This is a genomic window from Euhalothece natronophila Z-M001, from assembly GCF_007904085.1.
Classification (GTDB): Bacteria; Cyanobacteriota; Cyanobacteriia; order Cyanobacteriales; family Rubidibacteraceae; genus Halothece; species Halothece natronophila.
On the sequence record NZ_CP042326.1, the window covers coordinates 1,593,488 to 1,608,278 of the forward strand.

The window sequence follows — 14,791 nt, forward strand, 5'->3', positions numbered from 1 at the left end:
CAGCCAATTCCATAAAAATACTACATTTAGTGTGTTTTAAATATTTGAAAAATAAATAAATAATAGTTAATTAGTAGAAAATATATTAAAGGAGAATATTTAAAAATGAAGCATAATTATCATCAAGCAAAGCAGTACATTAAAGAGCTTCGAAATGTTGTTGACTTATATGATTATAAACGAATTGGTAATATCTCTGGAATTTATTTCGTTTTGGATGAAAATAAAGAATGTATCTACGTTGGAAAATCGAAAGATGGAATAGCACATCGTTTTAAAATTCATTTTGAACAAGACCCTCAAAAATGGCTAGAATTTATTAAGAACGGGGCGACTCAAATAGCTTGGATTCCTTACGATAAAATTGAAAACAATAATCTAGGTAAAGATGAACATCAATGGATTCAATTGCTGAATCCTCCAGCTAATCATAAAAAAACAAAAGATTCTGATTCTCGACCTCCTAAAGCTAAAGGTTCTTGCTTTGATAATGAGCTGCTGATGGAGTACGTAAAGCTTCGAGACATAAAAAATGAAGCACAAAGACGAATGTATGAAATTGAATCAGAAGTTATATCTATAATTAAAGAAAATAGTAAAGAACCTAGTTATCGCGCTCCCAAAGTTAAAGTGCGGAACAACAGAGTTCTCAAAGTTGTAACCGAAAAAGAATGGGAATATTCTCAAAAAGTAAAAGAACAAGAATTAAAACTTAACGCTCTAAAGAAATATGAAGAAAACAATAATAAAGCTCAAGTGTTGAATTATAATAAAAAAGTACAAGTTTCTTCCTATAAGCATCAATAATTCATCAAATAAACAATAAGAAGAAAAAATACTCCCTCAAAACCCAAGGGGAGTATTTTTTTTAGAGCAGATGAAAATTAATAGTTATGAGTTTTGTATCATCATTAAAAGATAGTAGATATTCAATCTATTCGGATGATAATTATGTGATGAAAATGCCATTAATCTTACTCATTCTAATTGTTTTTTTTCTCTGCAATCACAGCTTGATTATATAAGTATTCTCCATAGACATCAATATATCGTTTGTATTGATCTGTTTGTCCTAGATTCCGTATTACGCCTAAATCTTTTTCTGGATCTAATCCATTGTTCCATCCAATTTCCATCCACGGAAAATTTTTCTTTATTTGATTTTCTATTTGTTTTCCAAAATACATTGCACTCCCTCCTGTTAATACAATTTTATCCACATCTTGATCTAATTCATCTTTCATCCATGTGATTAATTGTGATGCAAAATCTTCTCTTAATTCTGCTATCTTTTTCTTTAACCGTTCCTTTCTCTCTGCTTTTTTATATCCTGTTTCTTTCGCTAATAATCGTGACAATGCTCGATCTTCATTTGTTTTTGCTTCCACTAAAAATTTTGTTAATATCCCTTCATTTGTGATTCCCTCACTTTCTCCTATTTCATTTGCTAACTTCACCATTCCCAAATCCGTTGTTGCTCCCTTTTGAATTGTTCCTCGTTCCCCGATTACTAATGACACATTTCGATATCCCATCATCATTATTGCTACTTTTTTATTATTCTTTTCACTTGGCGATAATGAATGATAGATTCCTTGTCCTTCTACTCGTCGGACTAAATTGATAAATTCTATATTAATCGATCCAAATTCTGTTTCTATTGGATTTTTTACAAATTCTTTCAATGCTTCAAAATAATCAGGAAAATTATTTCTTTCTGAATAGGGCAAAAATGATGTTAAATCTACTTTTAAGGTTTTATTTGTTATTTCTTCCCTTGCCGCGATCGCGCTGATTAAACCCACTGTCTTAAATACCGCTTTCATAAATTTGCTTTGATTCATCTGGCTTTGCCCCTCATGCTTCTTTGCCAGATACCCCAACGCACAATCTTTATTCTCCGATACCTTGATCCAACATCTATCCTCTGGATATCCCCCTTTCCCTATATCTTCTATAAATTTCTCTCTACTTCCTGCTTTTACCTCCGCATCCATGTATAACGTCTTGATCTTTTTATCTCTCTTTTCATCTGTCTTTTCCCCTATCAAACTATATAAAACTTTTGTTCCACTTGCTCCAAAATCTGCATAAATTAATAAATATTGATTATTTCTTCTTTTACCTTGGTTTTTGCTTTGGTTCTTATTCCTTTTTAATTTCTTATTCCTTTTTAATTTATTCTTTGATTTATTCTTTGATTTATTCTTTTTTTTTACTTTTTGCTTTAAAAAGATTCTATCATATCATTTAATGCCTCTTCACCATCTGCATTTCTATCATCATCTATCGGAAAATTTATTTCTGTATCTCTCTTTCTCGCTTCCATGATTAACTCTATTTCTGTTTTTTCTCTTTTTTTATCCTTTTCCCCTTCCTTACTTGAATCTTCACTTAATTCTCCTTTTTGTTCTTGTTCACCTGTCGGTAAAACGGTTGAATTTGAATTTGGCGGGGCTTTTGCTTCTCCAACCGAGTTCACCCTTCTCCCTAACATCTCTTCCACATCCAACCCTGCCAAAATTGCCAAATTCTGTATTTGACCCCATAAGTCACCTATCGACCTCCTTGCTATCACTTTTAACTCTTGATCTGACACGTCTTCAAACTCTGATATAAGTTCAGGATAATAATAGTTTTCGATCGCGTGGCAAATTATGGCATTTCTTGTAGCAACATCCATTTGATTAAGATACTTAAATAACTTACCTCGCCTACTATTTACTTTTGCTGTTGATCTGTATTGAAAAGATATTGTGTTTTAGTCATATATGATTAATCTCACTAACTATCATGTTTCACATTTGTACTTATTTGTGATATTTTATGGTTAATGTTACATGAATCGAAGTTAATTCATGTTGATTGCTGTTAATCTATGTCCCTTCATGGCATTAACAATTGAATGATGGTTCAATCGTTTATTTTGCCCCTAATCACCCTTGATATAAAATAACGTAGCTTTATTCTCTATCATACATATTAACATTAAACTACCTAAAGATCAAGATCACATTGGCTACGGCTCCCCCAAGAAATAAACCCCTAATCTGCTACATACGGAAACAAATTACTATTCTTGTTACATAAGGGCAATTATATAAGTTCTATTTAAAAACGCTTTTTATCTATAATAATAAATTCTATACTTCCTGTTATACAGGAAGTATAGCGATAAGTTAAACAATTATAATGCCATAAAAATCCAGTTTATAATAATAATACGTAATAAAATATTTAAATGTAAGAAGGAATAAGCGTTAAGTTCAAGAGGTTTATATGTAATCAAACGACTGCTATTCTCTTTGTTGATAGTTTTTAATCCTTATCAAGTTTGTTGGTTTTGTAAAATCCTTTCAGGAGATGTGCAAAATGCTATTGTTTCTTCAGTAGCAATCGCGCTTCTCAGTGGAATCTCACTGATTAATCATTGCCAAAAGTAATGAATCTGTTTAATTGTTCTATCTTGAGGAGGGAAGTAGCCAACTGGAGATAGCAATGATAGTTCTCATTCCTGCCTCGCAAAAGGAGGGTCAATAGAAGGTAGATCCGAGAGAGGTCTTATCTCCCTCAAATTGGGAATTTATAAATTTACCATCTATTTTGTATCTATAATCATATTTGTTATTTATTGCAAAATATTAAAGTTATCTCAATCATATTCGTATCGTTATCAATATGATGATTTTTCCTTCTTACCTTCTAACCCCTTAATGACTGGGGGGTTTGCGTTTCTTAGCTACTTGGTGGATGCAAGCAGAGTAAAATGTCTGACAACAAAAAGTAGGGGAAATTTTCAAGTTCAGCGCGATCGCGCCCCACCTTAAAAAAATATAAAAGGAATTGTAATCATAAAACTATAATTTCGCATAATAATGGCTATAAATCAGTCATGGCAATAGATATAGCAGTTATACCCCCTTATAACTAAATTGAATTTCTAATATCACTAATCTAAAATTAGATAGCTCATTAAAAAAAAATAGATAAAGCATCTAAATAAGCAGTTTGTATTACATAATTATAGGTATTAACATCGAATAAAAAGGGAGAAGTGAAGGCAAAATAGCAAGTAGTAAGACTCGGGAAGAGGAAAAAACGATCACATTACCGAAATTCTGCTCAGATGAAACCGAAACCTTATTCTAGCATTATGGACTAAATTTGCTTGCAACAAGGAGAACTGACTGACTTAGTCGAAAAAAGAATGAAGTTATCTTTTATTTCTTTGTAAAAACTTCGTATCACAATTAGTTTATATAGTTGGCAATTTTTTTTAGTTAAGGTACACTGGAACTTTATAGGTAAAACTGGTACTTTATAGGTAAAGTAAATATTAACATTATCCAAAAAACTTAACAAAGCATCTAAGTATGGCTCGACATCATCCTTTACAAGATATTAAAGATTTAAGAGACTCTCTACTAGATAATTATCCACCTCAAGCAATTCTAAAAGAACTAATCCAAAATGCGGAAGATGCAAACTCAACTTGTTTTGATTACGGTTGGAGCAGGGGGATTAAAGATGCTAAACATCCCCTTTTAAAGTCATCGGGAATTTTTATTTTAGATAATGGAAAATTTACTTTAGAAGATGCTGATAACATCCGATACTTTAAAGGAAGTGGTAAACATAAAGAAGATAAATCAGAACAAGATTTTATAGGTAAATTTGGTTTAGGGCTTAAAAGTGTTTTCCATATTTGTGAAGCTTTTTTCTATATTAGTAATTGGACGAAAAAACAAGATGAGAATGGTGATACAATATGGGGATATGGTTTTTTTAATCCTTGGGCAGATAATTATGATGAAGATAAATATCATCATAATTGGACAAATTTATGTCAATCAGATCGTAATTTAGTTGAACAGGAAATACAACCAATTTTACGTAAAGAAGACTATATTAAAAAAAGCTGGTTACTAATTTGGATTCCTTTGAGAAAACAAACACACAAAACTAATGATCGCGAGAATAAATATGGATGGATAAAACAAAAATTTTATGAAGATAAAAATAACATTGATTGCTTGTTTAATAAGGAAGAGACAAAATATCAATTAGCATTATTATTACCACTATTACGATATTTAACAAAAATTAGGTACTGGAATAATAAAATTTCAAAAACTGTATTTGAAGTTAGTAATTCAAATAAACACAAGCAACCTATAAAAAATATACCAGCTAATAAAGTAATAAATAATTCTGGTTATATAAAGTTCAATGATCAACAAAATATTAATATTAATATATCATTTCATTTTTGTAGTAGTGAAATCCGTCCAACTGAATTAAAAAAAGATGTTCTTAATTTTAAAAATCATGATCAATCTTTTGATCAAGAGATTGAAAAGACTACGCCCTACATAGAAATCGCTTTAACTCGCCTTCCTAATCTTAATGATGATAATAATTTAAATATTAGGACAGCTATTTTTCTACCTACTGAACAAAATTGCCAACTTTCAATCAAATCTAAAGATAAGTATTTAATTACGCTAAATGGATCTTTTTTTCCTGATTCTTCTAGAAAAGGTATATTAGGTTTTAATCCCGATAATTTTCAAATAGAAGAGCTAAATCAAGATTCTAGAATAATTTGGAATAAAAAACTGTACGATAAGTTACTTTCAATTCTTTTAAAAGCACTGGAATATTTTTATAAAGAACTTCAAAGTGACTTAGATGAAAATTTAGATCAAGAAATAGCAGCCCTTTGTCAGGGACTAAATAATTCACTTCTTAAAACGAATCAAGACATAATTTGCCAAAATTATTGTTGGATTTATCGATTAAAACCAGATTACTCAAGGTGGGAACTAATTTCCACTAATAAGCGAATTATAGCGCTACCTAGCTTTGTTAATGATTTATGGATAGAGTTACCAACATTAAAGGATTTTGCTGATAAGTATTATTTAACAGTCAAAGAAAAACCAAACCTTATTAAAGAAGATCAATTAAATACTTTTGAAGCATCAGAACTGGTGAACCTATTTGAATCAATTAATTCAAAATCTATATTTCAATCGCAAGAACTAAAAGAATTTCTTTTTCAATTTTTAGAAGAGTTTAAAGAGCAATTATCAATTAATGCCGTTAAATATTTACTTAAAAAGATCAGGAAGTTTTTAAATCCAAATCAAGATACTGCCAATTTAATTTCCAAGATTATTAATTACTTAGGTAATGAGGATATTGATTCAATTACTCTTAGTTATATTCCTGTCTATTCCCTTAAACAGAAATCTAATTATTATTGCCATCCTAATGAACTTCAAAATAAAATTGATAAATCTTTAGTCTTTAAATATAATAATCAAAATAAAAAAATACGTGATGCTTTACAAGCTGTTTTAGAGAAAGAAGCATTAATTTTAATTGATGAAAATTTAGCCCAGCAATTATGGTCACAGAAAATTAAGACCTTTAGTGATAAGGCTTGCTTTGATATTTTATGTCAAAAACCACGACTAACTACTGACTCAGATAAACGTAAAAAACTAGTAAAGCAATTACAAGACTCAAATCATTCTAAGAAAAAACAAGTAATCCGATTCCTTTTACATAGTAGTATTGAACATTTTGATGACTCTTCAACGCCACTTTACGTTCAACCCTTATCAATTAATCAAGTTTGGAAAAAAATAGCGTCTTACACGTTACCACCATGGCAAGTTTTAGATACTCAATTAGCCCATAACATTCCAGAAGAGCAATGGCAGTCTTTCAATATTGAACCTATTTTACCTGATTCTTTAATTCGGCAATTAACACCAGAAAAAATTACAGGTGATATTTTACCGAGTCGAGAAGAGCGTGAGGAAGTATTAAGTGAAATTGCTAAAAAAAAGGATAATAAAAATTTTTGGAAACGTCTCCCACTTCATGAAACGGTTGATAGTTACTTAGTTTCAATTAATGAAAAAACTTACCTAAATAACAGGAAATTTCCTCTAGACCAGTATCCTGAATTAAGGTCTCTTGTCACCTTAATTGATGAAAAGTACACTAATCAACCAGAGTGGATTCCCTTATGGAGTCCAACAGAAGCAGTTAAGTTAGTTTTACAACAAAATCAGCCTGAACAATATGACCAACTATTGCTAAAGGTACTCCATAAGTACTGTGATAATGTATGTAATGACAAGGAATTACTAAATCAACTTAAAAACACTCCATGGCTTAAGCTATCCAAAGGCGGAAGTATTTGTCCTAATCAGCTCATTTTCTTAGGGGAGCGAATTCAGAACTTAACCTCGGTTATAGAAGAGGCTTTTTGCAATGAAAGTCAAGTTGATTATGTAATTAATACACAGTTACCTAATTCAATTCCACAAGAACAAATAAATCTTCTTAAGAATAAACTTTCTCCTACTTGGTATGAAAATGATCTATTAAAGTTTTTGCTGGATAAGACGTATGACCCTTCTACTTACTGTAAAGCAATTTTAGATTTATTGAAAAGTATTTATAAAAATAAACAAAAAATTCGTAATGAAAACTTTGAAAAACTTAAACAAAGCCACTGGTTAATTGATAAAAAAAATCAATCACTATCACCGCAACAAATATGTTATTTACCTAACTTAAATGATAAATATACAGAGATATTAAAGCAATTTTCATCTTGGGATTATATTACGCCGAAATTACTGAAAGAAGAGCTAAATATTAATTTGTATTTAGAGTATTCTCAATTTAAAAATCTATTTTTATCAGAAAAAACTTCTATTCAAAAATTAGGCGACGCGATCGCGCAACTTCCTCAATACTATATTGGCAATGTTGATTTAGAACTCAAAGAGCTAAGTCAAGTTTTATCAAATTGTGAACTAATGCCAATTTGGGAAATTTATTTCCAAGTTCCCCAGCAACAATTTAAATCAGATATACTACCTAAAGTTAAAAAGCCAGTTTCAGATATTGAATGGTTATGTAAACTCTTAAAATGGATGACAGCAAGCTATCAAAAACCTAATGAAGATGTTATTAAAGTTTATAATAATTATTTAAAATTATTTATTAATTCAGGCGCTAACTTAAATCAAAAAATTAAAAATTTAGCTGAACTAAAATTACTCAATAAAAACTTTGATTGGCAAGACCCAAAATCACTATGTGTTCCTAAAACATATGGCATAAATAAGACTTATCTTATAGATGATAACCAATATCAGATCATCAAACAATTACTTAATTATCAGAGTAATTATACTCCATCAGATTTATTGGAATATCAGCAGTCAACTAATAATAGTAATGAACAAAAAACTAATGCAGAAACTTTAAAAGAATACTTTAAAGATTGGATTAATACTACGAGTATATCTCCACCTGTAATTGGTTTGTTTTTAATGATATTTTATAATAATGATGATGAAATTAAAGAATTAGCTCAAAACTTTCTTGGAAAACATTCATTTGATAACATCTATTCAATATTATTTCGTGATCCAATACGTAATCCAAACTCTGAAAAGTGTGATTTAAAAATTACAATCAGTACAGAAAATAAAATTACTGTTAAAAATTTATTCAATGCTAAATTTTATGTTGATGTATTACAACATAACCCGACAAACTTATTTATTGGAGAGTTAAATAAATCTAATGAAATCATTTTGAAACAAATTACAGCCAATAAGTTAAGTAAAGAAAATTTAGAAAATATTCTATTTAATAGTATAAAAGAATGGTTAAAAACCTATAATAACGATATTAGTTCAATAAAACTTGATTCTCGTATTGATAATCAACTTAAACCAATTTTAATAGAAGCCCAAAAACTAGAAATTTATAATGCTCGTGATTTTATTATTGAAAATTGTTCATATACATTAAGAGTCTTAGAAATAAATAATAAATCGCTTATTGATACAATGGAACAAATAGACGACAAAAGATATGATAGACTTAGCTTAGAGAAGCAAACGCCAATAATTAAAAATAATATTAATAATGTATCAGCCGAAATTAAAAGAAAGATTAAATCAATTCAAGATACAATAAAAAATAATACAGATGTCCAAAATGACTTGTTAGTTTCTGTTCGTAAAAAAATTCAAAACTTTGGCTATTCAAATAAAAGTGTTTTATTTGAGCTTTTTCAAAATGCAGATGATGCAGCACTAGAGCGAAATCATTTTCTTAATTCTAATGATTACAGATATAGCAAAACTGAAGAATGTGTTATTTCTTTAAATTCGAGTGAACTTGAGTTGATCCACTGGGGAAGACCCATTAATCAATTTAGCGACCCTACATTGAATAAGCGATTACAAGGAAAGGGTTATCAACGTGATTTAGTGAAAATGCTATCGTTCAATATTTCTGATAAAAATGAGGAGGCAACAGGAGAATTCGGTTTAGGTTTTAAGACGGTTTATCTGTTGACTGATTGTCCCAAAGTTCATAGTGGTAATTTAAGTTTTCAAGTCAATGGTGGAATTTTACCAGAGCCTATTACCGACTTAGATGAGATTCAAAAATTACAGAAGCGAATTAAGCAATTTCAACAACCAGATCAAGATAGCATTGATGGAACAATAATTAAGCTACCGATTTCGGCTCGGAATGATAGACAGCTTATTCAGTCTATTATTAACGAATTTAAGTCTTATACACATTTGATCCTTGCCTTTGCTAAAAAAATCAAATCTTGTCGTATTGAAAGTGATCAAGTCAAAACTATTAAGTGGGAACCTGAGAAAGTTTTAGGAATAGATGGCATTGAATGTGATGTTGTTCAAAACCAACCAACACTTTGCTTTCGGTTAAAGAAAGGACAAGTCGCGATCGCGTTACCTCGTAAATTAGATGATGATGAAGACTCCTTTTTAAGGGAAATGCCAACTTTTTGGGTCACAGTTCCCACTAAAGAATTACTATCATTACGCTTTGTAGTTAATAGTCAATTTGACATAAATCCCGGTCGAACTAGCCTTGATCCTAATTCTACTGATAATCAAGAGTTAATTAGTGAAATTGGTGAGCAATTAGGAGAAAAACTATGTCAATTATTTCAAGCCTCACAGGGAAACTGGGAAACGCTACACCAGCAAATTGGTTTAGATGAACAAGTTAATCCTTATCAGTTTTGGGAATTTTTATGGAAGGTACTAGCTGTTGATTGGCTTGACAAACTAGATGAACAACATAAGTCAGAACTATTAAAAAACGGATTTGGAGGTGAGTATAATGGGGTTGGTCATCTGATTAGTTGTCATCCCACTCTTCCTAATGGACTATATGGAGATTATCGTCAATTAGTCTGTTTTACTGAACTAGCTTATGTCGTAACAGGGATATTAAAACAACAAGAAATATTTGAAATTGTTTCCCCATGGTCCCAGTTTCAACAACACTACCAACCTAATTGTTTAGTTCACGAAGATATTTGGCAATACCTTCAAAGGTTACTACAAACTGATGAACCTGATGAACTAGAGTCGTTAACTTTACAGAAAGTTATTGAAAAACAATTGGGAGATAATAATATTTCTCCTGAAAATGCATCACAAATTGGTCAATTAATTGAAATAATTGAAAACTGGTATAGTAACGAAATTCAAGAAATTAACAATTTTTTTAGCAGTCATTCTATCTTGTTTATGAATAAAGAAAAAGAATACTACCCAGCTACTTCACTTTTAACGCCACACAGTTCTGATCAAGAAGAACAATATTTGGTACAATTTGCTCCTCTAGAACGGATTTTACATGAAGATTATAATAATCAAGCACTTAAGTTTTTCTTCAAGTGCCGTTCCCAACGAAAAACAATTGAAATTGCAGAACTAGTGGAATGGGCAAAACAAGCTAGTACTGAAAAGCAAAAACAAGCCGTACGAAATTACTTGTTAGAAGGCAATTATAAAGAAGGATTTGAAAAACAATTAAAACAGAAATATAAAGGAAGTTGGATTGAAAAAGACGAGGGGATTCAACGCATACTAGAATTCAATCAAACTAAGGCTAAAGTTAAACAAGCTAATAAAGGAGAATGTAGTTGGAATGAATTGGATCTTGATGATTCCAATCAATCTCAGGATTCATCATATAAAGACATAAAATCAGTCGATGTGAATCAAGTGCAAAAAAGTCTAGAAGACTTATCTAGTTGGTGGAATCGTCACTATCAAGACAAACTTAAAAAATATAATCGAGAGCTTTACCCAACTGAAATTGAGAATTTAAAATATGGGTTAAAACAGCGTGATCGTGAAGCCTGGCTTATCCTATTTTTTATTGGTATAACCCATACAATGGGAAGAACAATAAAACCGCAACATAAAGGTTTCATTGAACTGTGCGAAGAAAAAGGTTGGTGGGAAACTTTTAAGCAACCGAATCCACAGGAAAATTCAGAAAAATGGTTTAAAGTTTTAGATGAATACATTGAAAAGCTAAAGCAAGATACCAAGTGGTACTATTGGATGGAAAAATATCCTCATATTTACCAAATTTCAAAATATTTAGACGTTTATCAAGACTTATTTTTAAAAGCAGATCGATGGAGTCAAAAATGGGGCAACCAATTTAGTCTTCAGAAATTGGTTTCTCCAAGGAGTAATGAGCAGCTTTCTGGAGGAGGTTTGGATGCTCCGCCTTTATCAATAGGGATGGGAGCTAACTTTGTTCTACGTGAATTAATCAGATTAGAAGTAATTGAGCCTACTCCCGATTTAATTCCCTACTGTTTCGTTCCCCGAAAACAAATTAGAGAAAACTTGAGTTATTTAGGTTGTCAAAATATAGATCAGGAAAATTATGATAAATATGATAAAATGTCTAAAAGTATCTATTATTTTCTGGAAAAAAATGGTGTAGAAGATTGTACCTTTAACAACAGTTTTGATATTGCAATTGAGTTGTATTGGAAGTATTGAGGTGAAAATCAATAAGGTATTGATTCAAGGAAAATCAGTTATGGATGAGTATAATCGCGGAGATCAAGTAAGTCATTCTCAATATGGCAATGGTGAAGTAATTGTCGATAATGGAGAAACTGTTGTTGTTCGTTTTGAGCAGGGAATAGAAGAATGTCCGAAATCAAGACTATCTCCTCTTCAATCACTTACAGAAGCCATTGTTGCTTCCCAGTGGCATAATCCGCAAGAAACAATTGCCCATACTCAAGCATTAGCAATTCGATCAGTTAATGATATGTGGGGAGTTTTCTCTTTAGCTAAAATTAAACTACTCCCTCACCAGCTATGGGTTTGTCGCAAAGTCGTACAAAAACTCCCTGCTCGTTGGTTAATTGCTGACGATGTTGGATTGGGAAAAACCATTGAAGCTGGCTTAATTCTATGGACGTTACTTAGCAAAAATGCAATTAAGCGCGTCTTAATTTTATGTCCTGCCAGCCTTGTTGAGCAATGGCAAGAGCGACTGCGTACCATGTTTGATATTCGCATGACGCGCTACACGACAGAGGCAGATACGCCAAAAAGCGATTTTTGGCAGACCCACTCTCAAGTAATCGCTTCTCTGCCTACTTTAAGGAAAGATCACCGTAATCGTCACCAACGCTTGTTTGAAGCTGAACCTTGGGATTTAGTAATCGTAGATGAAGCACATCACCTTAATGCTGATGAGCAAACTGGACCTACCCTTGGGTATAACTTGATGCATCGCCTTATCCATGAACATCAAAAAGTTAAATCTGCCGTCTTTTTTACAGGTACTCCCCATCGAGGAAAACACTATCAGTTCTTTTCATTACTGAAACTTCTTCGGAATGATCTCTTTGATCCGATAAGCGCTACAAGTTCACCTACTGAACTTCAAACTCAGATGAAAAATTTACATCTAGTCATGTTGCGAAATAACAAACAGTTAGTAACAGACATGATGGGTAAAAAACTTTTTTCTCCTGTTCGTGTTTCCTCAGAAACCTATAGCTATTCTGCTGAAGAAGAAGCATTTTATACTAAGCTTACAGATTTTATTGTTAGTGGAAAAGCCTATGCTTCGGGACTAAGCATAGTCAATCAAAAAGCTGTGATGTTAATCCTAACTTGTATGCAAAAATTAGCATCTAGCTCAGTTACTGCAATTCGGAGTGCTTTAGAAAAAAGGCTTGATAAAATTACTCAAAAACGTGAACAATTACAGAAAGCTAAAAATCAAAAAGCGATTATTGAAGAATTTGAAGATGAAGAAAATATTGATAGCGACGAACTGAATAAATTAGAAGAAGAAATTTTTGAACTTAGTTTAAAAGTGGATTTAATGGAAGATGAAAAACCTAAGCTAGAAGAATTAATTGAGGCTGCTAAATTAGTTAAAAAAGAGACAAAAATTGATAAAATTTTAGAAATTTTAGAGACTCGATTTATTAATCGTCATGTGATATTTTTTACTGAGTATAAGGCGACGCAATCTTTAGTAATGTCAGCCCTAATTTCCCGTTACGGTAGTAATTGCGTCACTTTCATCAATGGAGATGAAAGGGTAGAAAAAGTTGTAGAAGAAAATGGTAAAGTAAAGGCTCGCGTAGAAAAAAAAGAACGTGCAGCGGAAAGATTTAATTCAGGAGAAGCTCAATTTTTGGTATCTACCGAAGCAGGTGGAGAAGGAATTGACTTGCAAGAAAATTGTCATTCTTTAATTCATGTAGATTTACCTTGGAATCCGATGCGATTACACCAGCGAGTGGGGCGATTGAATCGCTACGGTCAAAAATATCCAGTGGAAGTCATTAGCTTACGAAATCCTGATACAGTAGAAACCCGAATTTGGGATAAGTTAAATGAAAAAATTGATAATATTACAGAGTCGCTCAAGCAGGTAATGGACGAACCTGAAGACTTGCTACAGTTAGTATTAGGTATGACCTCACCTAAATTATTTCGAGAGGTTTTTAGTGAAGCTGAGCAACATAAAGAAAATTTAAATCAGTGGTTTGATTCCAAAACTGCTACATTTGGCGGTCAAGATGCTGTAAAAACTGTAAAAGATTTAGTTGGCAGTTGCGAAAAATTTGATTTTCAGCAAGTGTCTCCCTTACTGCCACAGGTTGATTTACCAGAGTTGCAACCCTTTTTTGAAACAATGCTTCAGCTTAACAAGAGACGTATTGTTCGTAGCGATCAGGGATTATCTTTTATTACGCCAGAACCTTGGTTAGTTGATCCTGCCATCAGAGAACGCTACGAAGATCTACATTTTGATCGCAACTGTCAAAATAAACGTAAGGTTAATTATTTGCTCGGTGTAGGACACCACTTGATGAATCAGGCGTTAAATCAAGCATTGGACTTGTCGAGTTGTGTAACGCAATTAAATCAACTCAAAGAGATTATAGTCGTTTTTCAAATATTTGATCGCGTTACTAGTACTCAAAGTAATGTTCAGCAAGTTGTTGCTGGCATTAAAGTTGACCCAGATAATCATCAAAATAAAGAACTTCTGAAGGATTGGGAACTATTGAAAATTTTAAATGAACAAATTGAAAAATTAGATAAAACAGGTCACGCAAACTCACCCTCAATTAATACAGACCAAATTTTAAAACTTTTAGAAGATGCTAAATATTATTTTACTACTCAGTGGGACATTCTAGACTTACCTTTTGAATTTCCAAAGGCTCAAGCTAGCATGTTACTCTATCCAAGTAAGAGTACATGAATCTAGATTATTGGAGCAAAGCAATTTTAGTAATAATGGAAATGGAATTAGGTCAAAATGGAACTTTTTGGGCAACTTAATTAGGGCTTGCTGAATAAAACTGAATTTCTAATATGGAAAGCGGTGACAGTATCCAATTTTACGGTTA

5 protein-coding genes are annotated in these 14,791 nt (G+C 31.7%); 3 read left to right on the plus strand and 2 right to left on the minus strand.

Features of this window, described 5'->3' with window-relative positions:
* Window positions 1-105 precede the first annotated feature (105 nt).
* Entirely contained in the window at window positions 106-807 is a 702-nt protein-coding gene (locus FRE64_RS07625; RefSeq protein WP_146295418.1) for a GIY-YIG nuclease family protein, read from the plus strand.
* 176 nt (window positions 808-983) lie between these two features.
* On the opposite strand, the gene FRE64_RS07630 is transcribed toward FRE64_RS07625, so the two are convergent.
* Window positions 984-1,997, minus strand: a complete 1,014-nt coding sequence (locus tag FRE64_RS07630; protein ID WP_146295419.1) for a hypothetical protein — start codon at window positions 1,995-1,997, stop codon at window positions 984-986.
* Window positions 1,998-2,227: 230 nt separating this feature from the next.
* Window positions 2,228-2,683 carry a hypothetical protein gene (locus FRE64_RS17445; RefSeq protein ID WP_186709016.1) on the minus strand — a complete coding sequence of 152 codons (456 nt, stop codon included), beginning with the start codon at window positions 2,681-2,683 and terminating at the stop codon, window positions 2,228-2,230.
* A 1,690-nt stretch (window positions 2,684-4,373) separates the two neighbouring features.
* On the opposite strand from FRE64_RS17445, the gene FRE64_RS07640 reads away from it, so the two are divergent.
* Both FRE64_RS07640 and FRE64_RS07645 read left to right on the plus strand, forming a co-directional pair.
* Window positions 4,374-11,897: a sacsin N-terminal ATP-binding-like domain-containing protein gene (locus tag FRE64_RS07640; protein ID WP_146295421.1), complete on the plus strand. Its 7,524-nt coding sequence runs from the start codon at window positions 4,374-4,376 to the stop codon at window positions 11,895-11,897.
* 40 nt (window positions 11,898-11,937) lie between these two features.
* A complete protein-coding gene (locus tag FRE64_RS07645; RefSeq protein ID WP_146295422.1) occupies window positions 11,938-14,643 on the plus strand; it encodes a DEAD/DEAH box helicase in 2,706 nt (901 codons plus the stop codon).
* Window positions 14,644-14,791 lie beyond the last annotated feature (148 nt).